Origin of the sequence: Lentzea albidocapillata subsp. violacea, from assembly GCF_900100275.1 — a bacterium.
Classification (GTDB): domain Bacteria; phylum Actinomycetota; class Actinomycetes; order Mycobacteriales; family Pseudonocardiaceae; genus Lentzea; species Lentzea violacea.
This window is the reverse complement of record NZ_FNET01000005.1, coordinates 250,318-275,001: the sequence shown is the minus strand read 5'-3', so window position 1 is coordinate 275,001 and position 24,684 is coordinate 250,318. Positions and strand designations below refer to the sequence as shown.

The following is a 24,684-nucleotide window of genomic DNA, read 5'->3' as shown; positions in this document are numbered from 1 at the left end:
AAATTGTCAGACCCCGTCGCTAACGTCAGCCACGTGACCGGACAACTGTCCTTCGACGAGCTCGGGACGCCCCTGCGCGACACGACGTTCGTCGTCTTCGACCTGGAGACCACGGGCGGCAGTGCCGAGGAGGACGCCGTCACCGAGATCGGCGCGGTGAAGGTGCGCGGCGGCCAGGTCCTTGGTGAGTTCGCCACGCTCGTCGACCCGGAGCGCGGCATCCCGCCGATGGTGGCGCAGCTGACCGGGATCACGCAGTTGATGGTGACGGGCGCGCCGACCATGAAGACGGTGTTACCCGCGTTCCTGGAGTTCGCGGCCGGATCCGTCCTGGTGGCGCACAACTCGGGCTTCGACGTCAGCTTCATGAAGGCCGCCTGCGAACGCCACGGCTACCGCTGGCCGAAGCCGTCGGTCGTCTGCACCGTGAAGCTGGCGCGGAGAGTGCTGAGCCGCGACGAGGCGCCGTCGTGCCGGCTGTCCGCGCTCGCGGACCTGTTCCACACGGAGACCAAGCCGACGCACCGGGCACTGGCCGACGCCCGCACCACCGTCGAGGTGCTGCACACGCTGCTGGGACGCGTCGGGAACGTGGGCGTGCACTCTCTGGAAGAACTGCTGGCATATCTGCCCGAGGTGACGCCGGAACAACGCCGCAAACGCTCGCTGGCCGCCCACCTGCCGTCCACGCCGGGCGTGTACCTCTTCCGCGGCCCGAAGGAGGAGGTCCTCTACGTCGGCACGGCGTCAGACCTGCGGCGCCGGGTCCGCCAGTACTTCACGGCGAGCGAGGGCCGCCGCAGGCTGCGCGAGATGGTCGCTCTCGCCGTGCGTGTCGACGCCGTGGAGTGCTCCCACCCGCTGGAGGCCGAGGTGCGCGAACTCCGGCTCCTGCGCGCGCACCGCCCCGCCTACAACCGGCGTTCGAAGAACCCCCACCACGCCTGGTGGCTGACCCTGACCGACGAGCCGTTCCCCCGGATCTCACTGGTCAAGGTGCCACGAGACGGCGCGCTGGGCCCGTTCCGCACCCGAAAGGCAGCCGAGTCGGTCGCGGACGCGCTGCTGGACGCCGTACCGCTGCGCTCGTGCACCATCAAGATCCCGGCCACGAACCAACGCGCCTCCCCGTGCGCCCTGGCCGAGCTCGACCGCTGCAAAGCCCCCTGCGCGGGCCGGCAGACGGTCGACGAGTACTCCCCCGCCGTGGTCGCCGTGCGCGATCTGGTCGTGGGCCGCAGCGCGGACCCGTTACGCACGCTCGTCACCCAGCTCGGCGGCCTGGCCTCGGCCGAACGCTTCGAGGAGGCCGCCCGCCATCGCGACCGTCTGGCAGGCCTGGTCCGATCCCTGGACCGAGCCCAGCGCCTGGCAGCCCTCGCCGCACTTCCCCAGCTCGTGGCCGCCAGACCCGACCGCGAAGGCGGCTGGGAGTTCTCGGTCGTGCGCTACGGCCGCCTCGCCTCCGCCGGAGTCGCCCGCCGTGGCACCCGCCCGATGCCGGTGGTCGACGCACTCGTCGCCTCAGCGGAGACGGTCGTCCCCACCCCCGGCCCGCTGCGAGGCGCACCCCCGGAAGAGGCCGCGGTCGTCCTGCGCTGGCTCGACCAGCCGGGCACCCGCCTGGTCTACGCGGACGAGCCGTGGTCGTCCCCCGCCGGTGCCGCCGCGGCATGGGTGCCGTGGGCCGAACAAGCCGCAGGCGCCCGCCCCCTCCACGACCGCTGGAACTGACCCCGATACACCTCGTTGCACAGCCCTTATGCAAAAAACGTTTGCGGACGTCCGCAAACGTTTTTTGCATAAGGGTGGGTAAGTGCAGGTCAGAGGCAGGGGCGGCAACCGATATATCAGTTGGGAAGTCGACAAAGAGACACGAGCGGGCCGTGGGGGGCGTGGGCTTCGCGAGCGGCGACGTCCTCACGCAGGTGATCAGGCGGTAGGGCAGACTACGGGTGCTTGAGACACCGGAGCCCAGACCCGAGGAGGAAGCCGTGGTCACCGCCATCGTGCTGATCCAGGCCGCCGCCGAACGCATTCCCGAGGCCGCGCAGGAGATCGCCGACATCGACGGAGTCACCGAGGTGTACTCCTGTGCCGGTGACGTGGACCTGATCGCGCTGGTGCGGGTCAGCAAGCACGAGGACCTCGCCGCACTGGTGCCCGGCAAGATCAGCAAGGTCGCGGGCGTGCTGAACACCGACACGCACATCGCGTTCCGCAGCTACTCGAAGCGCGACGACGAGGCCGCGTTCTCCATCGGCCTGGACGACGCCTGACAGTCGGCACAGCAAGCCACAGACAGAACGAAGGCCCCCGTGAAGATCACGGGGGCCTTCGTCGTGTTCAGCGGTGGGTCAGGCCTTCGGGTCGGACGGCTTGCCCACGAGCTCGCTCGCCTCGTCTTGGGCGCTGGTCCCCTCGGAGACGTGCTTCGCCTTGCGCGCGTTCTCCAGTGCCACGGTCTCCTCGACCGGGTCCGGGGACCACGTGCTGCCGGCGACCGGGTGACCGGCCGAGCCGAGCTTGTTCATCTTCTTCGGCACCGCCGCGCCCTGGTAGGCGAGCGGAAGCGGGTGGCCGTGGTCGTCCACCGGGCCGAGCGGCTGGTGGATCTCGATGAACTCGCCGTGCGGCAGGCGCTTGATGATGCCGGTCTCGACACCGTGCTCGAGCACCTCGCGGTCGCCGCGCTGCAGGCCGATGCAGATCCGGTACGCGACGAAGTACGCGATCGGAGGCAGGACCAGCATGCCGATGCGGCCCATCCATGTCGTCAGGTTCAACGAGATGTCGAACTTGTACGCCAAGATGTCGTTGCCGCCCATGAGCAGCAGGACCATGAAGTACGTGATCGCCATCCAGCCGAGCGCGGTGCGGACCGGAACGTCACGCGGGCGCTGCAGCAGGTTGTGGTGCGCGTAGTCCTTGGTCATCTTGCGCTCGATCCACGGGTACACCGCCGCGATGCCGGTCAGCAGCGGCAGACCGAGGATGAACGGCAGGAAGGCCCCTGGGATCGTGTAGTTGCCCAGGTAGAACTCCCACGCGGGCCAGATGCGGACCAGGCCGTCGGTCCAGCCCATGTACCAGTCGGGCTGCGAACCGGCGGAGATCTGCGCGGGGTTGTACGGGCCGAAGTTCCAGATCGGGTTGATCTGGAAGACGCCACCCATGATCGCGATGACACCGACGACGATGGCGAAGAAGCCACCGCCCTTGGCCGCGAACACCGGCATGATGCGGACGCCGACGACGTTGGTCTCCTTGCGGCCCACGCCGGGGAACTGCGTGTGCTTCTGGTACCAGACCAGCGCCAGGTGCGCCGCGATCAGACCCAGGATGATCGCCGGGATGATCAGGATGTGCGCGGTGTAGAGCATCGGGATGATGTCCGTGCCGGGGAACTCCCCGCCGAACATCAGCCAGTTGATCCAGGTGCCGACCACCGGGAACGAGATCAGCAGCGCCGCCATGACGCGGAGGCCGGTGCCCGAGAGCAGGTCGTCCGGCAGCGAGTAGCCGAGGAAGCCCTCGATCGCGCCGAGCATGAACAGCACGATGCCGATGACCCAGTTGATCTCACGCGGCTTGCGGAACGCGCCGGTGAAGAAGATCCGGAACATGTGCACGACGATCGCGGCCATGAACAGCAGCGCCGCCCAGTGGTGCACCTGGCGGACGAACAGGCCACCGCGCGTCTCGAACGAGATGTCGAGCGTGGACGCGAACGCCCGCGACATCTCGATGCCGCGCAGGTTCTCGAACGACCCCTGGTAGGTGACCTCGGTCATCGACGGGTCGAAGAACAGGGCGAGGTACGTGCCCGACAGCAACAGCACGATGAAGCTGTACAGCGCGATCTCGCCGAGCAGGAACGACCAGTGCGTCGGGAAGACCTTGTTCAGCTGTTTACGCAGGCCAGAGGCCGCGTGGTACCGCTCGTCGGCAGCGTTGGCCGCCGCCCCTGCGAAGCGCGCGGCGGCGTTGGCCGGCTTCGTCGGCGTGGTGATGGCACTCATGACTTCCGCTCCCAGAACGCCGGACCCACAGCCTCGATGAAGTCGCTGCGGGCAACCAAGTATCCGTCTTCGTCCACAGTGATCGGAAGCTGCGGCAGAGGACGGGTTGCCGGACCGAACCGCGGCTTGGCGTACTCGAAGACGTCGAACTGCGACTGGTGGCACGGGCAGAGCAGCAGACCGGTCTGCTGCTCGAACAGCGACGTCGGGCAACCGAGGTGCGTGCAGATCTTGGAGTACGCGTACAGGTCGCCGTAGTTGAAGTCTTCCTGACCAGCGCGCTTGGTGACCGCCTGGTTCGGACGCATGCGGATGAGCATGACCGGCGCGTCGGCGCGCTTGAGGGCCGCGACCAGGGCGTGGTCGTCGCCCCGCTCGGACTCCCGGAACGGGAACACCGTCTCGAAGCCGCCCGGCTCGACGTCCTCGGGACGCACCAGCGAGACCTCGTGGAAGTCGCCGGTGTGGCGGCGGAGGTAGACCTTCTCGCCCGGCTTCTCCGGCTTCCAGCTGGTGTGCCACAGCGAGTTCTTGGTCTCGCTGTCCGCGTGCGGGTTCTTGATGAGCGCGCCCAGCGGGACGGCCGCGACACCCAGACCCAGCACGCCGGCGCCGAGGCCCGCGGTGCGCTTGATCAGGCTGCGGCGCGCGATGCCGCTGCGGTCACCCGCGTCGGCGAGCTCGGCGACCAGGGTGGCGCGGTCGACCTCGGCCGACGGGCCGTCGTGGCGCTGCTGCACCGCGAGCTCTTCGGGGATGAACTTCTTGGTGTAGAGCAGCGCGGCGACGCCCAGCGCCACCACCGACAGGCCCAGGAACAGGCCGATCAGCGGGTTGTAGAGCAGGTGCAGCAGGTGGCCGTCGGTGTGCGCGGGCTCGTACTGCCACGGCCAGAACAGGAACACGCCGAGGAAGGCCAGGCCGGACAGCGCGGAGATCATGAACCAGAGCGCGACGATGCGCTCGGCGCGACGCTCGGCACGCGTGCCGGGGACCGGGAACCTCTCCTCGTAGTGGACGAGCTCGACGCCGTCCATCTTCGTGCCGAGCCTGACGAGGTCGTCCCGGCTCATCTCCGCGAGCTCTGCCTCGCTGGGCAGCTCGATCGGCTTGTCGCCGCTCATGCCTTGGCTCCGATCCAGAGGGTCACGCCGATGAGCGCGGCCATGCCCACGATGAACGCGATCAATCCCTCGGACACCGGTCCGAGCCCACCCAGGGGGGCACCACCGGAGTTGTTGTTCCCATCGGTGACCGACTTGACGTACGCGATGATGTCTTTCTTCTCTTCCGGCGTCAGCTGGCGCTCGCCGAACTTCGGCATGTTCTGCGGGCCGGACAGCATCGCCGTGTAGATCTGCTCCTCGGACACCCCGTCGAGCTCCGGCGCGAACTTGCCGGAGGACAGCGCGCCACCACGACCCGTGAAGTTGTGGCAGCTGGCGCAGTTGAGGCGGAAGAGCTCGCCGCCACGCGCCGGGTTGTCGCCGCGCAGCGCCTCACCGGACTCGGCGGGCTTCTTCGGGCCCTCGCCGCCGCTCGCGTCGATGTAGGCCATCAGCGCGTTGATCTCTTCAGGGGAGAGCTTCGCGGGCTTGCGGATGGCCTGGGCCTCCTGCCGCGCCATGGGCATGCGGCCGGAGGAAGTCTGGAAGTAGACCGCGGCGTCGCCGACGCCGATCAGGCTCGGTCCGCGGTCCTTCACGCCCTCGAGGGACTTGCCGTGGCAGCTCTGGCAGGTGTTGAGGTAGATCTGCTCGCCCTGGCGCACCAGGGCGTCCTGCTGCTGCGCCTGGGCGGTCTGCGCCTGGGGCGCGAAGGCGGCGAACAGCATGCCGGCGCTCAGCAGGCCGAAGCCCAGTGCGAGCAGTCCGGCGACCCGGCGGCGCAGCTTGGTGCGGGCGCCGCGGCGGCGTTTCGTCGTGGTGGTCATGGTGTGCGGCAACCCTTGCTGTCAGTTCGGGAGCTCGTGGCTGGGGAGCAGGTCAGGGCACGATGTAGATGATGGCGAACAGCCCGATCCACACGACGTCGACGAAGTGCCAGTAGTACGACACGACGATGGCGGAGGTGGCCTGCGCCGGCGTGAACTTGCTGAGCTTCGTCCGGATCAACAGGTAGACGAACGCGATCAGACCGCCGATGACGTGCAGGCCGTGGAAGCCGGTCGTCAGGTAGAAGACGGTGCCGTAGGCCGAGGACGGGATCGTCGTGCCTTCGTGGATCAGCTGGACGTACTCACCTGCCTGCCCGCCGACGAAGATGGTCCCCATGATGAGCGTCACGATGTACCAGCGACGCAGACCGAAGACGTCACCGCGCTCAGCGGCGAACACGCCCCACTGACAGGTGAAGGACGACGCGACCAGGATGATCGTGAAGACCGCTGCGTAGGGAACGTTCAGGTGCGTGGGGGGCGGGGGCCAAGGTCCCTCGTTCTGGGCCTTCACCGTGAAGAACATGGCGAAGAGGCCAGCGAAGAACATGAGCTCGCTGGACAGCCAGACGATCGTGCCGACGCTGACCATGTTCGGGCGGTTCAGCGAGTGCACGCGCTGGCCGATTGAAGGCGCTGCCGTGGTCACGAGCAGCATTATTGCCTGCGCTATTTCCGTCCGCCCATCGGGTCCTGGGCAGATCATTGGGTCGGCTGGGTCACACCCAGGGTGATCGCGAGGAGATCAACGAATGGGCTTGCTGAGCCGATTGCGGGACAAGCTGCGCCGACAGGACGAGCCGGCGTTGTCGATCGACGACCCGGCGCTCGTCGTGGTGGTCGAGGCGTTCGACATCGCGGAGGCCGATTCGGCCGCCCTGGCGCGGTCCCCGCGGTGGCGTGCCGACGAGCTCGCGGTACTGCGGCACCACGTGCGCATCCCCGCTGAACAGGTAGAACGTGCGCGCGAACTGCTCACGCCGGACGGCTGGGTGCTCGTGGCCGGTGATATATCGCATATCAGTCGCGTGCAGAAGCTGGACGCGTTGCACTGTGCCCAGGAGCGGTCACGGATGGCCTCGCTGGCGCAACGGCTCGGCGGTGAGGCCCTGGGGTGGGACGCCCTGCAGAAGGCACCCGAACCGGCCCGATAACATCACGGCGACCTTGGTCACTTTCTTCAGGACCGCAGTCGGCAGTCGCAGCGGAGGATCCAGAGATGAGCACGCAGACCACGAAGATCCTGGTGTTCAGCCACCGGCCCGAGGTGCGTGAGACGATCATCACTGCGGTCGGCCGCCGTCCGGCGCCGGACCTCGCGCGCGTCGACTACGTCGAGGCCGCGACGATCGCGGACGTCCTCTACGAGGCGGACGCCGGCACCGTCGACCTGCTGATCCTCGACGGCGAGGCGCAGCCGACCGGTGGCATGGGCCTGTCCCGCCAGCTCAAGGACGAGATCACGAACTGCCCGCCGATCGTCGTCGCGGTGCGCCGCAAGGACGACAGGTGGCTCGCCACCTGGTCGCAGGCGGACGCGGTGCTGGTGCACCCGCTGGACCCGCTGGCCGCCGCCGAGACCGTGGCCGAGGTGCTGCGGGGCTCGGCTGTGCCCGTCGTCAGGGGCTGATCGGCCATGAGCCGGCGCACCTGGCCCTCACTGCTCAACCGCCTGCTCGACGGCGTCGACCTGACCGCCGACGACACCGCCTGGGGAATGGACCAGGTGATGTCCGGCGAGGCGACCGCGGCGCAGATCGCGGCGTTCATCGTCGCGTTGCGCGCCAAGGGTGAGACCCCGGAAGAGGTCGACGGCCTCGCGACGATGATGCTCAACCACGCGAACCGGTTCACGGTGGACGTGCGGGCGACCGACATCGTGGGCACCGGCGGTGATCATTCCGGTTCGGTGAACATTTCGACGATGGCCGCGATCATCACGGCCGCCGCGGGCGTGCCAGTGGTCAAGCACGGCAACCGTGCGGCGTCGTCCCAGTGCGGCACGGCGGACGTGCTGGAGGCGCTCGGCGTCGCGATCGACCTGCCCGCGGACGGCGTGCGGGAGACCGTGCGCGAGCTCGGCATCGGTTTCTGCTTCGCGCCGGTGTTCCACCCCGGTTTCCGGCACGCGGGCCCGGTGCGGCGCGAGATCGGCATCCCGACGTCGTTCAACCTGCTCGGTCCGCTGACGAACCCCGCGCAGCCCACCGTCGGCCTGATCGGCTGCGCGCGGGCGGCCGCGGCACCGTTGATCGCCGGCGTGTTCGCGCGCCGCCGCAACACCGCGCTGGTGGTGCGGGGCGACGACGGTCTCGACGAGATCACCACGACCACGACGACGTCCGCGTGGCTCGCGCAGGACGGTGTGGTGCGCACGGAGACCATCGACCCGACAGTGCTCGGCGTGAAGCCCGCGCGCGAGGAGGACCTGAAGGGCGGCGACTCGTCGGTCAACGCCCAGGTGGTCCGCGACCTCGTGGCCGGCAAGACGGGTTCGGTGCGGGACGCAGTGCTCGTGAACGCCGCGGGCGCCATCGCGGCGCACGGCGGGTTCTCCGACGACCTGCACGCCGACCTGACGGCCTCGCTGAGCCGAGCGGCCGACGCCATCGACTCGGGCAGGGCGGCGACGCTGCTGAACCGCTGGGTGGAGCTCTCGCAGACCCTCAAGGGCTAGCAAGACGTGTTTCGGTCACGCGTCGTCGTCGGCGCGTGACCCTGCTCGCACGACGGCCGCATCGGCGTAGTCCGAGCGAGTGATGGGCCCGAGATGCGCACCACGTGGTAACGCCGTGGCAATCGTCACCTGGAATGCTGGAGACATGGCCCTCCTCTACCCGGTGATGAAGCACGTCGTCGCGCGCACAGCCCGTCTCGTCTACCGCCCCGTGGTGGACGGGCTGGAGAACATCCCCACCGACGGCCCCGTCATCCTGGCGGCCAACCACCTCAGCTTCATCGACAGCGTCGTCATCCCGATGGTCGTTCCGCGCCGCGTGTCGTTCCTCGCGAAGGCGGAGTACTTCACGGGCACCGGCCTGAAGGGCTCGCTGACGCGCCGGTTCTTCTCCTCGCTCGGCCACGTGCCGGTGCACCGCGGCAAGGGCCGCGACGCCCGCGCCGCGCTCGACACGGCCGCCGAGATCCTGGCGCGCGGAGACGCCTTCGCCATCTACCCCGAGGGCACCCGCTCGCTCGACGGCAGGCTGCACCGCGGCCGCACGGGCGTTGCCCGTATGGCTCTCGAGTCCGGTGCCCCGGTCATTCCGGTCGGCATCATCGGCACCGACAAGGTGCAGCCGGTCGGCAGCAGGTTCCCGAAGATCGTCCCCGTGACGATCCGCTTCGGTGAGCCGCTCGACTTCAGCCGCTACGACGGCATGCAGGACTCGCTGCCGGTGCTGCGCAGTGTCACCGACGAGATCATCTACCGCATCCTCGACCTGAGCGGCCAGGAGTACGTCGACGCGTACCAGAAGACCCCGGTCGCCGCGGCGGCGTAACCGCGCGCAGGACTACGAAGGCCTCTGCCCGCCGACGATGGCGGGAAGGGGCCTTTCTCGTCCTTTCTCGTGCGATATCCGATATGTGATATGACACATATCGGATATCGGTTCCCAGGAGACGGTTCCCAGGAGACGACGAAGGCCCCCTCCGCATGGGAGAGGGCCTCGGTCGAACAATATCCGATATATGGGATATCAGCCGTGCTGGATCAGTCGTGGTCAGGACCGGTGTGGTACTCGAACACCAGGCCACCGACCGCTACCAGCACCATGACGATGGCGATCACGAGCAGCCACACGTGCCAGAACGCCACCGCGACACCCGTGGTCGCCGCCGCGGCGGCCAAGCCGACCGGCCAGTACGAGCCCGGGCTGAAGAAGCCCAGCTCACCGGCGCCGTCGGACACCTCGGCGTCGGGGTTGTCCTCCGGCCGCACCTCGATGCGGCGGGCGACGAACCGGAAGTAGGTGCCGGTGATGAGGGCCAGGCCACCGGTCAGCGCGAGCGCCACCGTACCGGTGGGCTCGACGTGGCCGGTCGCCAGGTGCGTCCAGTAGCCGTAGACGACGGCCATCAGGAACGAGAAGGCCATCACCAGGTCGAATACGCGAGCTTCGATCTTCATCGCGGGGCGTGTCCCTACTTCTGGCCCGCGCCGGAGGCCTCGCGGGCCGTCCGGTCGGTGTTGAACGGGGTCGTCGTCGTGGCCAGCGGTGAGCACCACTCGTCACAGTTCACCTGAGAAAGGGCTTCTGCCGTGGTGTACGGCTTGCCCGTCTTCTCGTTGACCTGCTTGCGCAGCTCGATGTACTTCTCGAAGTCGGCTTCCTTCAGGGCGCGGACCTCGAAGTTCATCACCGCGTGGTACGAACCGCAGAGCTCGGCGCAACGACCGACGAACGCACCGGGACGGTCGATCTGGTCGATCTGGAAGACGTTGTCCTGGTTGTTCTTCTCCGGCTGCGGGAAGACGTCCCGCTTGAAGTGGAACTCCGGCACGAAGAACGAGTGGATGACGTCCGTCGAGCGCAGCGTGAACTGGATGCGCTTGCCGGCCGGCAGCACCATGATCGGGACCTCGCCCGAGGTGCCGACCGTGCTGACCGTGTTGCCCTCTTCGGTCTTGTGGTCCGGGTACTGGAACTCCCAGTTCCACTGGAACGCGATCACGTCGACGTTCACGTCGGGCTTGCCCGACTTGTCCGTGACGTAGTTCTGCGTCACGGCGGTGAAGTAGAACAACACCGCCACGATCACCGTCGGCACGACGATGAGCACGATCTCCAGCGGGAGGTTGTACGCCGTCTGACGCGGCAGTTCCTCGGACTTCTTACGGTGGAACACCACCGACCACAGGATCAGACCCCACACGATGACGCCGACGACGAGCGCGGCGATCACGGACCAGGTCCAGAGCTCGCGCATCTTCTCGGCCTGCGGCGTGACGGCCTGCGGCCATCCGAAGCGCAGCACCTCTTCCGTGGAGCAACCGGTGGCCCCGATACCGACCAGGCTCACAAGCCCAGCGGTCTTCACCAGCCGGGATGCCCTGGTGCCCTCCTTCAGGCCCACTGCTCGCCCGCCTCCTCGTTCCATGCCAACGGATCAAGCGGGAGCGTAGCCCAGCGCAACCACGCTCACCCCTCGGGGGCACCGCCGCTGCGGTGCAGTTTCGGTCACACAAAGCCCCTTCGGCATACTGGGGACTTCCCCGGTGGTCTTCCCCTTCATGTCTTTTGAGAGGTGCGAGAGCCTTGTGCGGCCTGGCAGGACTTGTATGCCCTAGCGAGAACGAGGCCGAGAACGCGCGCCCGGCCGTGGAGGCGGCGCTGCGTTGCATGCGGCACCGCGGGCCGGACGAGAGCGGCACCAGGCGGGTCGACGAGGTCGTGTTCGGCTTCAACCGGCTCGCGATCATCGACATCGAGCACTCACATCAGCCGTTGACCTGGGGCCCGGCGGAGTCGCCGAGCCGCTACACGATCAACTTCAACGGCGAGATCTACAACTACCTGGAACTGCGGGCCGAGCTCACCGAGAAGCACGGCGCGGTCTTCCACACCGACGGCGACACCGAGACCATCGTCGCCGCGTACCACTACTACGGGCCCGCGGCGATCACGAAGCTGCGCGGCATGTTCGCGTTCATGATCTGGGACTCCGAGCGCGAGATCGTGTTCGGCGGCCGCGACCCGTTCGGCATCAAGCCGCTGTACTGGGCGCAGGGCCAGAGCGGCGTCGCGTTCTCCAGTGAGAAGAAGATCCTCCTGGAGATCGCGTCCTCGATCGGCATCGCGCCGAAGATGAACGTCAAGGGGCTGCAGCACTACCTGACGCTGCAGTACGTGCCGGAGCCCGCCTCGCTGCACGACCAGATCTTCCGCGTCGAGTCGGGCCACTCGTTCACGCTGGTCCCGGGCGAGTCGCCGAAGTTCGAGCGCTACTTCCCGGCGGACTTCAAGGTCCGCACGGTCCGCAGCGAGGCCGAGGCGAACGCGCTGTACGACGAGATCACCGCGGCGCTGCGCGACTCGGTCGCCAAGCACATGCGCGCGGACGTGACGGTCGGCTCGTTCCTGTCCGGCGGCATCGACTCGACGGTGGTCGCGGCGCTGGCCAAGGAGCACAACCCGGACCTGATCACGTTCACCACGGGGTTCGAGCGCCAGGGGTTCTCCGAGGTAGACGTGGCCGCGGAGTCGGCGGCGCTGATCGGCGTGAAGCACGTGGTCCGCACGGTGAGCGCGCAGGAGATGATGGACTCCCTGCCGCTGATCACCTGGTACCTCGACGACCCGGTGGCCGACCCGGCGCTGGTGCCGTTGTGGTTCATCGCCCGTGAGGCGCGTCAGCACGTGAAGGTCGTGCTGTCCGGTGAGGGCGCGGACGAGCTGTTCGGCGGGTACACGATCTACCGCGAGCCGTTGTCGCTGGCGGGGTTCGAGAAGGTGCCGGGCGCGCTGCGCAAGGCCATGGGCAAGGTCTCGACGAAGATCCCGCACGGCGTGCGCGGCAAGGACCTGCTGCGTCGTGGCGCATTGACGCTGGAGGAGCGCTACTACGGCAACGCGCGCATCTTCCTCGACGACCACCTGCGTCAGGTGTTGCGCACGTACGACCCGGCGGTGTCGCACATGGACGCGACGGCCGGGCCGTACCGCGAGTCGCGCGACTGGGACCCGGTGACGCGCATGCAGCACGTCGACCTGTTCACGTGGCTGCGCGGCGACATCCTGGTCAAGGCCGACAAGATGACCATGGCGAACTCGCTGGAGCTGCGGGTCCCGTTCCTCGACCCCGAGGTCTTCAAGATCGCGTCACAGATCCCGAGTGAGTTGAAGATCACGAAGGACACGACGAAGTTCGCGCTGCGCAAGGCGATCCGCGACATCGTGCCGGCGCACGTGCTGAACCGCCGCAAGCTCGGCTTCCCGGTGCCGATCCGGCACTGGCTCAAGGACGAGATGCACGACTGGGCCGTCGACATCGTGCGCAGGTCGCAGACCGACCAGTACATCGACAAGACCGCGGTGCTGCGGCTGATCGAGGAGCACCGTTCCGGCGTGCTCGACCACAGCCGCCGCATCTGGGCGCTGCTGGTGTTCATGATCTGGCACGGCATCTTCGTCGAGGGCCGCATCCAGCCGGTGGTGCCGGAACCGCACTACCCGGTCAAGCTCTAGGTTCGGTGCGTCAGGGCCCCTCCACGGAGGGGCCCTGACGCTTTCAGCGACGACCTTGTGCGCTGCAGATCGCGTACGAGCTGACAACGGTCTCGGGGGACGCCATCAGCTCCAGGTAGCGGTCGAACTCGTCGTCGGTGAGCGGGAGCTTCGCGCGCACCAGGCGGGCGGTCGCGGCGAGCAGGCGGCAGCCGGCCGAGCCGCCCTCCCACTCCTGCACCTCGCGGGACCCGCTGACGTCGTTCAGCCCGGTGTCGCGCAGTGCCTTCTCGACGCGCGCGCCCCACGCCAGTTCGGCACCGGCGTGGTCGAGCGCCGTCAGCAGGGCGTTCTTGACCCGGATGATCAGCTTCGCGTCCTCAGGCGCGCCAGAAGATCCGACCGAGAGGACTTCGAGCGGGAGGCAGTCGAACTCTTCGAGGACGAGCCAGCCACCGGGACGCAACGCGTCGCGCAGCTTGCGCAGGACGAGGTCGCGGGCGGGGAGATAGAAGAGCACCAGGCGGGCGTGGACCAGGTCGAACGCGTTGCCGGGCAATATATTGGATACTACGTCGTGTTCCAGGACGGTGACGTTGTCGCGTTCCTCGAGCCTGGTGACGTCGATGTCGGTGACCGTCACGTGCCCGGCCGGGGCGACGGCGTCGGCCAGCCAGTTCGCCACCGATCCCCCGCCACCTCCCACTTCGAGGCAGCGCCAGCCGTCCGAGACACCCAGCTGCTCGACGCGGGCGAAGGTGCCCGCGTCGAGCAGTGAGCTCAGCGCGTCGAACTTCGGGTCGAGCGACTCACCGGTGTCGCCGAACAGGTACGTCCCCATTGTCCGATCATGGCAGGACGGGAGCGATCTCCTCAGCGGCTTCCGCACCAAACGCGCCACGAATGCGAGCGAGCGCCGACTCGCGCTCGATCACCCACTCCTGCGTGCCGACGGTCTCGAGCACCTCGACCGCGATGAACGAGCCGAGCTGCGCTGCGCGTTCGATGCCCAGGCCCGCGGTGATGCCGGCGAGGAAGCCCGCGCGGAAGCCGTCGCCGACGCCGGTCGGGTCGGTCTTCGCGACCTCGGGGACGGCGGGGACGTGCAGCGCGAAGCCGTCGCGGTCGACGATCTCGACGCCCTTGGCGCCGAGCGTGGTGACGCGCTTGCCGACGCGGGCGAGGACGTCGGCCTCGGTCCAGCCGGTCTTCTGCAGCAGCAGTTCCCACTCGTAGTCGTTGCTGAATAGATACTCGGCGCCCTCGATGAACGCGCGCGCCTGCTCACCGTCCATGCGGGCGAGCTGCTGCGACGGGTCGACGGCGAACTTGTAACCGCGCTGACGGCACTCGTCGGCGTGCCGGAGCATGGCCGCGGGGTCGTCCGGGCTGATGATGACGAGCTCGAGGTTCTCGACGCGCCCCGCGATCGGCGCGAGCTCGATGTTGCGGGACTCGGCCATCGCACCGGCGTAGAAGGACGCGATCTGGCACATGTCGTCGTCCGTCGTGCAGACGAACCGCGCGGTGTGCGCGACCTCGGACACGTACACGCCGGACGTGTCGACGCCGTGCCGCTCGAGCCACGAGCGGTAGTCGTCGAAGTCCTTGCCGACGGCACCGACGAGCACCGGCCGCACCCCGAGCACACCGAGGCCGAACGCGATGTTCGCGCCGATGCCACCGCGACGGACCACGAGGTCGTCGACCAGGAAGCTCAGTGACACGCGGTCGAGACGCTCCGCGACCAGCTGGTCCGCGAAACGACCCGGAAAGTGCATCAGATGGTCGGTCGCGATGCTGCCGCACACGGCTAGGGGCACGTCGGCTCCTCTTTTCTTTGTTGCGCTACGTGACAACTCACCCGGACGAGTACCGCTGTGAAGACTACTGTTTGGTAGGGCTACCGCAGGTCAGACCGCCGTCATACGGTCAGGAAGTGACGATCCCAGAGGCCACCACGATGAGTGAACTGATCGAGGACTGCGCGCAGCTCCCCTTCGCTCTGACCCACCCCGAGCACCCCCTTCCCGCCCCGCGCGCGGCCGCGCCCTGGCAGGTCGACGAGGGGTGCGCCCACCAGGTCGAAGGCCTCGCCGAATACGGCGTCTGACTTTCTGGTCTGACTTCTGGGCCTGACTTCTGGGCCTGACTTCTGGGCCTGACTTCTGGGCCTGACTTCTGGGCCTGACTTTGCGATCCGGCTCCTGGGCCCGGCTCACCGGTCCGTCCGGGCAGTACCTGGCAGATTTCCTGGTCCACACGCGGAGAGGCCGCGTCCCCGTCGATGCGGGAACGCGGCCTCTCCGCGTGTTCGCCTTAGTGGAACGAGTCGCCGCAGGCGCAGGACCCGCCGGCGTTCGGGTTGTCGATCGTGAAGCCCTGCTTCTCGATCGTGTCCACGAAGTCGATGACAGCGCCTTCGACGTACGGGGCGCTCATCCGGTCGACGGCGACCTTCATGCCGTTGAAGTCGACCATCGCGTCACCGTCGAGCGCACGCTCGTCGAAGAACAGCTGGTAGCGAAGGCCGGCACAACCACCGGGCTGGACGGCGATGCGCAGGTGCATGTCGTCGCGGCCCTCCTGGTCGAGCAGCGCCTTGGCCTTGACGGCAGCCGCATCGGTCAGCGTCACGCCGTGGCTGGGCGCCTCAGTGGTCGAAGCGGCGTCCTGAGCGGTCGTCATGGCTCTCCTAAGAGGTCCTTTGCGGGCGGTTCACCCATCAACAACACGGGCGTTCCCCGCCTTGTTCCGCTTCCCATGGTCCCACAACGACGCCTCATGTCGCCCTAGGTGTCGACTGTCACGTAGACCACGCTCAAGCCAACCGATATATCAGCTGGACCTTCCAGCGAGGTCCCTGCTGAGATCCCTGCACTTCAGCGCGACCACTGCCGCGCGACGTGCCGGGCCGTTGCAATGACACTTTTGCGGGCGTCCGCAATCGACTTTTGCACAGAGCCCACGTGGTCGGAGACCGAGTAGGCGGCCTGGACGCCGGCGGCGCCCATCTCGCGGCGGCCGACGCTGACCTGGCCCGCGATGGCGATGCAGGGGATGCCGCGTTCGGCGGCGCCTGCCGCTACGGCGGTGATGAGCTTGCCGCGCAGTGACTGCCAGTCGAAGCTGCCCTCGCCGGTGATGACGATGTCGGCCTCGTCGAGGGCGGCGTCTAGGCCGGTGAGGTCGCGGACCAGGCCCGCGCCGGACGTGATCGTCGCGCCCAGCGAGAGCAGCGCCGCGCCCAGGCCGCCCGCCGCTCCGGCACCCGATATATCGGATACGGGGGCCAGGACGTTCATGGCGGCCAACTTCGCTTCGAGGCGTTCGACGGCTTCCGGGGACGCGCCCTTTTGCGGGCCGAACGTGCGCGCGGCGCCGTGCGGGCCGAGGAGCGGGTTCTCCACGTCGGAGGCGGCGACCAGCGATATATCGGTCAGGTCCACGTCTGCGTCCGCCAACGCGGCGAGCATGCCGGCGCCTCCGTCGGTGGTGGCCGAGCCGCCCAGGCCGACCGTGATGACATCGTTGTCAGCTGCCGCTGCCGCGATGAGGTCGCCGACGCCGCGCGTGGTCGCCGTCTCGCAGGTCTGCGGGCGGAGTTCTGCCGGGATCAGATGGAGGCCGCACGCTTCCGCGGACTCGATGTATGCACCGCGCCGGCCGCCGGTGTGCACGCTGAGCCAGCGCGCTTCGACCGGTTCGCCCAGAGGGCCGGTGACACTGATATATCGGATATCGCCGCCTGTGGCGGCGTGCAGCACGTCGATGAAACCGGGGCCTCCGTCGGCGAGTGGGCGTTCGACGACGACGTCGTCAGGCTTGGCGTCGCGCCAGCCGGTGGCGATGGCGTCGGCGGCCTCGCGGGCGGTCAGGGTGCCGCCGAAGCAGTCCGGAGCGATGAGTACGCGCACCTCGCGAAAGGTACAGAAGGACCACTGTCCTACCCTGTGGTCGTGAGGTTCCTGCGCCGCAACGCCGCCGACACCGATGCCCCGGCCACCGAGTCGACCGACGAGGTCGCCGACTCCACCCGTTCCGCGGGCAAGGGCAGGCCCACGCCCAAGCGGCGTGAGGCGCAAGGCAGGCGTTCCGGGCCTGTGCCGCCGCCTCCCCGCACGCAGCGCGAGGCGTTCAAACGCATGCGCGGCAACAAGGTGAGCAAGGAAGAGCGCCGTGCCGCGGCCACCGAGCGTCGTCAGCGCATGATGGCGGGTGAGGACAAGTACCTGCTGCCGCGCGACCGCGGTCCGGTGAAGGCGTACATCCGCGACCTCGTCGACTCGCGGCGCAACCTCATGGGTCTTTTCATGCCGCTCGCGATTCTCGTGTTCGTGGCGCTGCTGACGCCGTCGCTGGCCGTGCAGCGGTACGCGACGCTCGCGACGACGTTCATGTTGATCGCGATGGTCATCGAGGGCATCGTGCTGGGCCGCCTCGTCACGCGGAAGGTGCGGGCGAAGTTCCCGGCCGAGCCGATCAAGGGCCTGTCGATCGGCTGGTACTCGTTCATCCGTGCGAGCCAGATCCGCAAGCTGCGCGTGCCCAAGCCGCGGGTGAAGCCGGGCGACGCGATCAAGTAGCCGGTGCGCGAGAAGCAGCGCAAGCTCCAGCTGCCGGAGAAGCTGCGGTGGAACCACAACGAGTGGTACCGCCGCTGGCTGCTCCGGCAGTTGCCGTCGCGGGCCGGATCGGCGCTGGACGTCGGCTGCGGCCTGGGTGACCTGGCGCGGCAGATCAGGGCCGGCGAGGTCACCGCGATCGACGCCAGCGCGCGCATGATCGAACGGGCGAGCGCCACCACGGACGAGGTCCGATGGATTCACGGCGACGTGCTCACCCACGACCTTGGGCGGTACGACGTCGTCACCGCCGAGGCGAGCCTGCACCACCTGCCGTTGCGCGAAGGTCTCACCAGGCTCGCCGGGCTGACCAGGCCGGGTGGGACGCTGATCGTCATCGGGCTGTACCTGATGGCTAGCCGCGCCGACCGGGCCATGGAGCTGGTGACGTTGCCCGCCAACGCCATCGTCGGGCTCGCCAAGGCCCTCAACGGGACCGGGGGCACGCCGCACGACGCGGAGATGCCGGTGGTGATGAGCGCGCCGACGTTGGACGAGATCCGGGCGGCGGCAGCGGAGATCGTGCCCGGAGCGCGGATCCGCCGGCACCTGTTCTGGCGGTATTCCCTGGTGTGGCACGCGCCCGAAGTTCATTAGCAGCACGAACGATTTCGGTTAAGCTCCGATGTATGAAGTTCCGTCGACTCGGCCGCAGCGGCCTGTCCATCAGTGAGATCTCGTACGGCAACTGGCTCACGCACGGGTCCCAGGTCGAGGAGGACCAGGCCCACGCCTGTGTGAAGGCGGCGCTGGAGTCGGGGATCACGACCTTCGACACCGCCGACGTCTACGCCAACACGGCCGCGGAGTCGGTGCTCGGCCGGGCGCTGCGGGGTGAGCGGCGCGAATCGCTCGAAGTCCTCACCAAGGTCTACTGGCCGACAGGTCCCGGCGGCCCCAACGACCGCGGACTCGGCCGCAAGCACATCATGGAGTCGGCCAACGCGTCGCTGAAGCGCCTGCAGACCGACTACGTCGACCTGTACCAGGCGCACCGGTTCGACCACAGCGTCCCGCTGGAAGAGACGATGCTGGCGTTCGCCGACCTCGTCCGGCAGGGCAAGGTCCTCTACGTCGGCGTCTCCGAGTGGACCGCCGAGCAGATCACCCGCGGTGCCGCGCTGGCCCGTGAGCTGAACGTCCCGTTCGTGTCGCACCAGCCGCAGTACTCGATGCTGTGGCGTGTCATCGAGCCGCAGGTCATCCCGGCCTGCGAGCGCGAGGGCCTGAGCCAGATCGTCTTCTCCCCCGTCGCACAGGGCATCCTGACCGGCAAGTACCTGCCGGGCGCCGAGGCGCCGGAGGGGTCACGCCTGGCCGACGCGCGCGGTTCGCAGATGATCGGGCGCTGGGTGCGGGACGACGTGCTCAACGCCGTTCAGCAGCTCAAGCCGATCGCCGAGGAGGCGGGCATCACGCTGGCGCAGCTCGCCGTCGCGTGGGTGCTGAAGAACCCGAACGTCGCGTCCGCGATCATCGGCGCGTCGCGTCCGGAGCAGGTCTTCGAGAACGTCAAGGCCATCGACGTCGAGCTCGGCGACGACATGCTCACGCAGATCGACAAGGTCCTCGAAGGCGTCATCACCGACGACCCGAGGCTCACCGCCCAGGGCTGAGTTACTGGGCTGAGTCACTGGGCCGGGTGCAGGCTCATCGGGCCGTACACCTCGGTTTCCGAACGCAGCAGCGTGACCTGTTCGACCCCGGCGTCGAGCAGGTCACGCCACCCGGCGCTGAACCACTCCTCGGCCTCGGCCTGGTACGCGAACATCACATCCGGGCCCGCGACGTCGCGTCCCTGTGCATCCTGGTAACGCCAGCGGTATTCCACGGACGAAGGCTAACTCTCTTGTCACCTCGCACGCTCGTGCTCGGCGGAGCACGTTCGGGCAAGTCGGCGCATGCGGAAGGTCTGCTCACCGAAGCGACCGTGACCTACGTCGCCACCGCGCGCCGGTACCCGGACGACCCTGACTGGGACGCGCGCATCGCGCTGCACGTCGCGCGGCGTCCGTCCACCTGGCACACGGTCGAGGCGTCCTCGCCTGCCGACCTGGCCGCGTTGCTCACGGCGACGCAGTACGAGGACCCGCCGATCCTGGTGGACGACCTGTCCACGTGGCTGGTCGGCGTGCTCGACGACGCTCAGGCGTGGGAGGGCGACGGCGCCGAGACCATCGCGCACAACGTCGACCAGCTCGTGCATTCGGTCGCCACGTGCCGGGCACGGCTGGTGCTCGTGACGGCGGAGGTCGGCCTCGGCGTCATTCCGTCCACGCGCTCTGGCAGGCTCTTCCGCGATCACCTCGGTGCGCTCAACGCGCGCGTCGCCGAGGTGTGCGACGAGGTCACCCTCCTCGTCGCCGGCATCCCCCTGAAACTGCGATAGGAGCGACCAGGTGAGCACCGAGTTCCCGCCGGTTGAACCGCCGGACGAGACCGTTCTGCGCGAGGCCGAGGCCCGGCACGCGGTGCTGACCAAGCCGGTCGGCTCCCTCGGACGGCTCGAAGAGCTGGGCAACTGGATCGCCGCCTGCCAGGGCTCCGTGCCGCCTAAGCCGTTCGTGCGGCCGCGCGTGGTCGTGTTCGCGGGCGACCACGGCATCACCGCGCAGGGCGTCTCGGCGTTCCCGAGCGAGGTGACCGGCCAGATGGTCGCGAACTTCCTGACCGGCGGCGCCGCGGTGAACGTGCTCGCGCAGGTCGCGGGCGCCACGGTCCGCGTGGTCGACATGGCCGTCGACGCGGACACCCCGGCCGCGGTCAGCCAGCACAAGGTGCGGCGCTCGTCCGGGTCGATCGACCACGAGGACGCGCTCACCCGTGAGCAGTGCGAACTCGCGATCGCGGCCGGCCGCGCGCTCGCCGACGAGGAGGTCGACGCGGGCGCCGACGTGCTCGTCGCCGGCGACATGGGCATCGGCAACACGACGCCCGCCGCCGTGCTGATCGCGTCGCTGACCGGGTCGGAGCCCGTCGCGGTCGTCGGGCGCGGCACCGGCATCGACGACCAGGCGTGGATGCGCAAGACGGCGGCGATCCGGGACGCGCTGCGCCGAGCCCGCCTGGTGATCAGCGACCCGGTCGCGTTGCTCGCCACGGCCGGTGGCGCCGACATCGCCGCGATGGCCGGGTTCCTCGCGCAGGCCGCCGTGCGCAAGACCCCTGTCGTGCTCGACGGCGTTGTCGTCGGTGCGGCCGCCGTCGTCGCCGAGGAGATGGCGCCGGGGGCGCGCGAGTGGTGGGTGGCCGGGCACGAGTCGGCCGAGCCCGCGCACGCGATCGCGCTCGGGCACCTGAACCTGAAGCCGCTGCTGGAGTTCGGGATGCGGCTCGGCGAGGGCTCCGGTGCCGTGGCGGCGCTGCCGTTGCTGATCTCGGCGGTGAAGGTGCTCGCGGAGATGGCGACGTTCGAGAGCGCCGGCGTGACGAACCGGGAAGACACGACCGCGGAAAACACGACCCAAGAAAATACGGCCCGCGAAAATACGGCGGAGTGAAGCTCGCGTTCTCCTGGCTGACCGTCCTGCCGCTCAGGGTCGACGACGTCGATCGCAGAGCGGCGGGGCGGGCCATTGCATGCACGCCCGTCGTCGGCGTCGTACTCGGCGCGTTCGTCGTCGGCGTGCTTGAGCTGCTCGCGATATCCAATATATCGGCGCTCGTGGCCGGATTTCTGGTCGTCGGCGTCGTCGCCCTTGCAACGCGCGGCATGCACCTCGACGGGCTCGCCGACGTCGCCGACGGACTCGGTTGCTACGGGCCGCCGGAGCGGGCGCTCAAGGTCATGAAGGACGGTGGCGCGGGACCGTTCGGCGTCGTCTCGCTGATCGTGGTGCTGGGTGCGCAGGCCGCCGCGCTCCCCCACGCCCACTGGGGTGTCGTGCTGCTCGCGTTCGCGACTAGCCGGGCGGCGTTCGGGATCTGCTGCATGCGCGGTGTGCCCGCGGCACGGTCTGAGGGGCTTGGTGCGCTCGTGGCGGGCACACAGCATCCGTTGCTGGTCGTCGGCACGTGGGTGGTGCTCGCTGTGGCGGCGATTCCGCTCGGGTGGCGCGCGGTCGTCGCCGTCGTCGTCGCGTTCGCGCTCGTGTGGCTGCTGGTGAAGCACACCGGAAAGCGTTTCGGCGGCATCACCGGTGATGTGCTCGGTGCTGCCGCCGAAATCGCGCTTCTGGCCGTGCTGGTGATCGCCTAGGAACGGAGTGTCGTCATCCAGCCGTGGGTGTCGGCGACGTGGCCGTGCTGCAGGCCGGTCAGGCGCTCGCGCAGCTTCATCGTCACCGAGCCGGTGCCGCCGTCGGCGACGTCGAACTCGCCGCCGGCGTGCTTGACGTGGCCGACCGGCGTGATGACCGCCGCCGTGCCACAGGCGAAGACCTCGGTGAGCTCACCGGAGGCGTTCGCCTTCTCCCACTCGTCGGTCGAGATGCGGCGCTCCTCCACGGACAGGCCGAGGTCGGAGGCCAGCGTCAGCAACGAGTTCCGGGTGATGCCGGGCAGCAGCGTGCCGGTGAGCTCGGGCGTGATCACCTTGTCCCCGAAGACGAAGAACAGGTTCATGCCGCCCATCTCCTCGACCCAGCGGCGTTCCACCGCGTCGAGCCAGACGACCTGGTCGCAGCCCTTCTCGGCGGCCTGCGCCTGCGCCACGAGGGACGCGGCGTAGTTGCCGGCGAACTTGGCCGCGCCGGTGCCACCGGGGGCCGCGCGGACGTACTCGGTCGAGAGCCACACGCTCACGGGACGGACGCCGCCCGCGAAGTAGGAGCCGGCGGGAGAGGCGATCAGCACGTAGAGGTACTCGGACGCGGGTCGCACGCCGAGGCCCTTCTCCGTGGAGATCATGAACGGCCGCAGGTAGAGGGACTCCTCCGGGGCCGCGGGCACCCAGCGGTCGTCGACCGCGAGGATCTGCCGCACGGACTCCAGGAAGAGCTCGTCGGGAAGTTCGGGCATCGCCATGCGGCGGGCCGAGGCGCGGAAGCGCTCGGCGTTGGCCTCAGGGCGGAAGGACGCGATCGAACCGTCGGGCTGCCGGTAGGCCTTGAGCCCTTCGAAGATCGCCTGGCCGTAGTGCAGCACCATTGCCGCGGGGTCCAGTGCGAGGGTGGAGTACGGGCCGACTTCAGCGTCGTGCCAGCCCTTCTCGCGGTTCCAGCGGATCGTCACCATGTGGTCGGTGAAGTGCTGCCCGAAGCCCGGCTTGGCAAGTACCTCCGCTACGCGCTCCGGGGTCGCCGGGTGCGGGTGGGGAGTCCGGGTGAAAGGCAACTCGCTCGTCATGAGAGCACGGTAACCCGCAGGTGGGGATACGGAAAATCGTCTTCCCAAAACTCGGACGTCCTACTAGTTGAAGCTCGATAGAGTCCCCGGCCATGACCGAGGTGGAACGATCTTCGAAGGGTGCGGACGTCCGCACCGTCTTACAGGCCGCACTGCTCGTTCTGGGCACCGGGATGACGCTTCTCGACGGCTGGGTGATCGGGGGTGTCGGCGGTGTGGTCGGCGCCGTGTTCGCCGCCGCGATCTTCCTGGCCTGCTACGGGGCGATCGCCAAGGAGAAGCCGTCCAGCAACGGCCGCGTCATCGGGCTTGCGGTGTGCGTTGGCGTGACGCTGCTCGTTTTCCTCTCAGTGACACTCTGAGGGACGCTGTCAGCCCGATAAGACCCGTGCCCACGCCCAGGCCCGCGATCGAGATGAGCATCGCGGGCACCGGCATGCTCATGGCGAGCAGCACCGAGAGCCCGAGCCCGAGGCAGGCCGTGCGCATGGGCCACGTGCGGTCGTTCTGCAGCAGCACCCGAGCCGACGCGTTCGTGAAGGCGTAGTAGAACAACGTCCCGCAGGCCGCCACGCCCAGGGCCAGCCCCAGCGGCATCAGCACCACGGCGAGCACGGCAGCGACGGCCACTACGAGCGACAGCGCGCCGGGCCTGAGGCGGCTCGGCAGGTCGCCGTCCTCGGCCAGCCCGGTCAGCGTGCGGTGAGCGGACGCGAGGACGAAGTGCAGCGCGGCCACGCCGGCCATCGCCGCGGCGATCTGCACCAGCGGCACCAGCGCGGCCGAGTCCGCCGCGACCAGCGCGTCTCGCAGCGGAGCCGGTGACAACGCCAGGCGCGCGCTGCCGAGCTGACGGAGCACTCCCGCGCCCACGGCCAGGTAGACGGTGAACGACAGTCCGATGAGGACCGGAATCGCGATCTTCAGCACGGCCGGCGAGTGCGGCTGCTCGCCGCGGTGGGGTGCGGTGACGCGTTCGAAGCCGGCGAACGCCATGAACATCAGGCCGGCGACGCCGACGAGTTCGTTGACGGTGCCCGCCTCCCCCGCCGACGGCACGGGCGCGATCGAGAAGCTCGCCGCGACGACCAGCGCCAGCACGCCGAGCACTACCACCGACACCAGCACGCTGACACCGGTGCTGAAGCGGAATCCGGCCGCGCCGAGCAGCGCCGTCGCGGCGACGAGGACGAGCGCGCCGATCAGCGGCTGGTCCGGCACCACGTACGCGCCGAACATCAACGCCACCGCGGCGGCCATGGCGCACCGGCCGAGCAGGTGTGCACTCGCTGTCATCCTCGCGGGCCACACGCCGAGCTGCGCGCGCACATACCCGTAACCGCCGCCGATGTCCGGGTAGGCACGGGACTGGTCAGCGGTCGAGAAGGCCGAGCACAGGGCTGCGAGCGCGGAGATGGCCAGCGCCGGGAGCACCCACCAGCCCGCAAGGCCTGCTGCTGGGGCGAATCCGGCGAAGACCCCCGCTCCGAGCACCGCGGGCAGACCGAGCGCGACCGTCGTGACGATGTCGCGAGGCGTGTGGGTCACCGGTACACATTGTCAGATGTGACAACCGGCCGTAACCACCCGGTCGACTGATGCGTGAAACGGGCGAATCGCCACTGAGCGCAACTGTGAACGTCACG

28 protein-coding genes are annotated in these 24,684 nt (G+C 68.7%); 15 read left to right on the top strand and 13 right to left on the bottom strand.

Features of this window, described 5'->3' with window-relative positions; translation table 11 throughout:
• The first annotated feature begins 33 nt into the window (after window positions 1-33).
• Both BLR21_RS14345 and BLR21_RS14340 read left to right on the top strand, forming a co-directional pair.
• On the top strand, window positions 34-1,734 hold the full coding sequence (locus BLR21_RS14345) for a DEDD exonuclease domain-containing protein (protein ID WP_090006323.1): 1,701 nt from the start codon (window positions 34-36) through the stop codon (window positions 1,732-1,734).
• A 260-nt stretch (window positions 1,735-1,994) separates the two neighbouring features.
• Window positions 1,995-2,279 (top strand): Lrp/AsnC family transcriptional regulator, encoded by a 285-nt coding sequence (locus tag BLR21_RS14340; protein WP_030474620.1) that lies wholly within the window; start codon window positions 1,995-1,997, stop codon window positions 2,277-2,279.
• 78 nt (window positions 2,280-2,357) lie between these two features.
• On the opposite strand, the gene qcrB is transcribed toward BLR21_RS14340, so the two are convergent.
• Genes qcrB through ctaE form a run of 4 tightly spaced genes read right to left on the bottom strand, consistent with a single transcriptional unit; the run spans window position 2,358 to window position 6,616 of the window.
• Window positions 2,358-4,022, bottom strand: a complete 1,665-nt coding sequence (gene qcrB, locus BLR21_RS14335; protein ID WP_090006322.1) for a cytochrome bc1 complex cytochrome b subunit — start codon at window positions 4,020-4,022, stop codon at window positions 2,358-2,360.
• Window positions 4,019-5,146 (bottom strand): cytochrome bc1 complex Rieske iron-sulfur subunit, encoded by a 1,128-nt coding sequence (qcrA, locus tag BLR21_RS14330; protein WP_090006321.1) that lies wholly within the window; start codon window positions 5,144-5,146, stop codon window positions 4,019-4,021. The genes qcrB and qcrA overlap by 4 nt, the downstream gene beginning before the upstream one ends.
• A complete protein-coding gene (qcrC, locus tag BLR21_RS14325) occupies window positions 5,143-5,955 on the bottom strand; it encodes a cytochrome bc1 complex diheme cytochrome c subunit (RefSeq protein ID WP_090006320.1) in 813 nt (270 codons plus the stop codon). The genes qcrA and qcrC overlap by 4 nt, the downstream gene beginning before the upstream one ends.
• A gap of 52 nt (window positions 5,956-6,007) precedes the next feature.
• Window positions 6,008-6,616 carry an aa3-type cytochrome oxidase subunit III gene (ctaE, locus tag BLR21_RS14320; RefSeq protein ID WP_090006319.1) on the bottom strand — a complete coding sequence of 203 codons (609 nt, stop codon included), beginning with the start codon at window positions 6,614-6,616 and terminating at the stop codon, window positions 6,008-6,010.
• Window positions 6,617-6,710: 94 nt separating this feature from the next.
• Here ctaE and BLR21_RS14315 point away from each other — a divergent pair, with 94 nt between their 5' ends.
• The 4 genes from BLR21_RS14315 to BLR21_RS14300 all read left to right on the top strand — a co-directional run bounded on the left by BLR21_RS14315 (window position 6,711) and on the right by BLR21_RS14300 (window position 9,461).
• The gene (locus BLR21_RS14315; RefSeq protein ID WP_090006318.1) at window positions 6,711-7,112 is read left to right on the top strand and encodes a hypothetical protein; all 402 of its coding nucleotides are present in this window, start codon (window positions 6,711-6,713) and stop codon (window positions 7,110-7,112) included.
• Window positions 7,113-7,177: 65 nt separating this feature from the next.
• Window positions 7,178-7,588, top strand: a complete 411-nt coding sequence (locus BLR21_RS14310) for a hypothetical protein (RefSeq protein ID WP_090006317.1) — start codon at window positions 7,178-7,180, stop codon at window positions 7,586-7,588.
• Between the two features lie 6 nt (window positions 7,589-7,594).
• On the top strand, window positions 7,595-8,635 hold the full coding sequence (gene trpD, locus BLR21_RS14305) for an anthranilate phosphoribosyltransferase (RefSeq protein WP_090006316.1): 1,041 nt from the start codon (window positions 7,595-7,597) through the stop codon (window positions 8,633-8,635).
• A 145-nt stretch (window positions 8,636-8,780) separates the two neighbouring features.
• On the top strand, window positions 8,781-9,461 hold the full coding sequence (locus tag BLR21_RS14300; protein WP_090006315.1) for a lysophospholipid acyltransferase family protein: 681 nt from the start codon (window positions 8,781-8,783) through the stop codon (window positions 9,459-9,461).
• A gap of 212 nt (window positions 9,462-9,673) precedes the next feature.
• On the opposite strand, the gene BLR21_RS14295 is transcribed toward BLR21_RS14300, so the two are convergent.
• Together BLR21_RS14295 and ctaC are read right to left on the bottom strand one after the other, a co-directional pair.
• Entirely contained in the window at window positions 9,674-10,090 is a 417-nt protein-coding gene (locus BLR21_RS14295) for a cytochrome c oxidase subunit 4 (protein WP_030474611.1), read from the bottom strand.
• Between the two features lie 14 nt (window positions 10,091-10,104).
• Window positions 10,105-11,037, bottom strand: coding sequence for an aa3-type cytochrome oxidase subunit II (ctaC, locus tag BLR21_RS14290; protein ID WP_420843879.1), 933 nt, complete (start codon window positions 11,035-11,037; stop codon window positions 10,105-10,107).
• 182 nt (window positions 11,038-11,219) lie between these two features.
• On the opposite strand from ctaC, the gene asnB reads away from it, so the two are divergent.
• The gene (gene asnB / locus BLR21_RS14285) at window positions 11,220-13,148 is read left to right on the top strand and encodes an asparagine synthase (glutamine-hydrolyzing) (protein WP_090006313.1); all 1,929 of its coding nucleotides are present in this window, start codon (window positions 11,220-11,222) and stop codon (window positions 13,146-13,148) included.
• 43 nt (window positions 13,149-13,191) lie between these two features.
• On the opposite strand, the gene BLR21_RS14280 is transcribed toward asnB, so the two are convergent.
• Both BLR21_RS14280 and BLR21_RS14275 read right to left on the bottom strand, forming a co-directional pair.
• Window positions 13,192-13,968 (bottom strand): class I SAM-dependent methyltransferase, encoded by a 777-nt coding sequence (locus tag BLR21_RS14280; RefSeq protein WP_090006312.1) that lies wholly within the window; start codon window positions 13,966-13,968, stop codon window positions 13,192-13,194.
• Window positions 13,969-13,975: 7 nt separating this feature from the next.
• Window positions 13,976-14,908 carry a carbohydrate kinase family protein gene (locus BLR21_RS14275; protein ID WP_051768677.1) on the bottom strand — a complete coding sequence of 311 codons (933 nt, stop codon included), beginning with the start codon at window positions 14,906-14,908 and terminating at the stop codon, window positions 13,976-13,978.
• Between the two features lie 158 nt (window positions 14,909-15,066).
• On the opposite strand from BLR21_RS14275, the gene BLR21_RS42495 reads away from it, so the two are divergent.
• Window positions 15,067-15,240, top strand: coding sequence for a hypothetical protein (locus BLR21_RS42495; protein WP_176929611.1), 174 nt, complete (start codon window positions 15,067-15,069; stop codon window positions 15,238-15,240).
• 206 nt (window positions 15,241-15,446) lie between these two features.
• Here the strand turns inward: BLR21_RS42495 and BLR21_RS14270 are convergent, their stop codons facing one another.
• Both BLR21_RS14270 and BLR21_RS14265 read right to left on the bottom strand, forming a co-directional pair.
• Complete coding sequence (locus tag BLR21_RS14270) at window positions 15,447-15,815, bottom strand: HesB/IscA family protein (protein ID WP_030474606.1); 369 nt, start codon at window positions 15,813-15,815, stop codon at window positions 15,447-15,449.
• A gap of 194 nt (window positions 15,816-16,009) precedes the next feature.
• Window positions 16,010-17,044 carry a glycerate kinase family protein gene (locus BLR21_RS14265; RefSeq protein ID WP_090006311.1) on the bottom strand — a complete coding sequence of 345 codons (1,035 nt, stop codon included), beginning with the start codon at window positions 17,042-17,044 and terminating at the stop codon, window positions 16,010-16,012.
• Window positions 17,045-17,086: 42 nt separating this feature from the next.
• Here BLR21_RS14265 and BLR21_RS14260 point away from each other — a divergent pair, with 42 nt between their 5' ends.
• Genes BLR21_RS14260 through BLR21_RS14250 form a run of 3 tightly spaced genes read left to right on the top strand, consistent with a single transcriptional unit; the run spans window position 17,087 to window position 19,368 of the window.
• A complete protein-coding gene (locus tag BLR21_RS14260) occupies window positions 17,087-17,713 on the top strand; it encodes a DUF3043 domain-containing protein (protein ID WP_090006469.1) in 627 nt (208 codons plus the stop codon).
• Window positions 17,714-17,716: 3 nt separating this feature from the next.
• Window positions 17,717-18,349, top strand: a complete 633-nt coding sequence (locus BLR21_RS14255; RefSeq protein WP_090006310.1) for a class I SAM-dependent methyltransferase — start codon at window positions 17,717-17,719, stop codon at window positions 18,347-18,349.
• A gap of 32 nt (window positions 18,350-18,381) precedes the next feature.
• Window positions 18,382-19,368, top strand: a complete 987-nt coding sequence (locus BLR21_RS14250; protein ID WP_090006309.1) for an aldo/keto reductase family protein — start codon at window positions 18,382-18,384, stop codon at window positions 19,366-19,368.
• 14 nt (window positions 19,369-19,382) lie between these two features.
• On the opposite strand, the gene BLR21_RS14245 is transcribed toward BLR21_RS14250, so the two are convergent.
• Complete coding sequence (locus BLR21_RS14245; RefSeq protein ID WP_090006308.1) at window positions 19,383-19,583, bottom strand: hypothetical protein; 201 nt, start codon at window positions 19,581-19,583, stop codon at window positions 19,383-19,385.
• An 18-nt stretch (window positions 19,584-19,601) separates the two neighbouring features.
• Here BLR21_RS14245 and cobU point away from each other — a divergent pair, with 18 nt between their 5' ends.
• Genes cobU through cobS form a run of 3 tightly spaced genes read left to right on the top strand, consistent with a single transcriptional unit; the run spans window position 19,602 to window position 21,950 of the window.
• Window positions 19,602-20,141 (top strand): bifunctional adenosylcobinamide kinase/adenosylcobinamide-phosphate guanylyltransferase, encoded by a 540-nt coding sequence (gene cobU, locus BLR21_RS14240; RefSeq protein ID WP_090006307.1) that lies wholly within the window; start codon window positions 19,602-19,604, stop codon window positions 20,139-20,141.
• Between the two features lie 10 nt (window positions 20,142-20,151).
• The gene (gene cobT / locus BLR21_RS14235; RefSeq protein WP_090006306.1) at window positions 20,152-21,252 is read left to right on the top strand and encodes a nicotinate-nucleotide--dimethylbenzimidazole phosphoribosyltransferase; all 1,101 of its coding nucleotides are present in this window, start codon (window positions 20,152-20,154) and stop codon (window positions 21,250-21,252) included.
• The gene (gene cobS / locus BLR21_RS14230) at window positions 21,249-21,950 is read left to right on the top strand and encodes an adenosylcobinamide-GDP ribazoletransferase (RefSeq protein WP_090006305.1); all 702 of its coding nucleotides are present in this window, start codon (window positions 21,249-21,251) and stop codon (window positions 21,948-21,950) included. The genes cobT and cobS overlap by 4 nt, the downstream gene beginning before the upstream one ends.
• Here the strand turns inward: cobS and BLR21_RS14225 are convergent.
• Window positions 21,947-23,038, bottom strand: a complete 1,092-nt coding sequence (locus BLR21_RS14225; protein ID WP_090006304.1) for a branched-chain amino acid aminotransferase — start codon at window positions 23,036-23,038, stop codon at window positions 21,947-21,949. The genes cobS and BLR21_RS14225 overlap by 4 nt on opposite strands.
• A gap of 92 nt (window positions 23,039-23,130) precedes the next feature.
• Between BLR21_RS14225 and BLR21_RS14220 the strand changes: the two genes are divergently transcribed.
• Window positions 23,131-23,400: a hypothetical protein gene (locus BLR21_RS14220; protein ID WP_090006303.1), complete on the top strand. Its 270-nt coding sequence runs from the start codon at window positions 23,131-23,133 to the stop codon at window positions 23,398-23,400.
• Here the strand turns inward: BLR21_RS14220 and BLR21_RS14215 are convergent.
• Window positions 23,339-24,586, bottom strand: a complete 1,248-nt coding sequence (locus BLR21_RS14215; protein WP_090006302.1) for an APC family permease — start codon at window positions 24,584-24,586, stop codon at window positions 23,339-23,341. The two genes, BLR21_RS14220 and BLR21_RS14215, sit on opposite strands and share 62 nt — an antisense overlap.
• Window positions 24,587-24,684 lie beyond the last annotated feature (98 nt).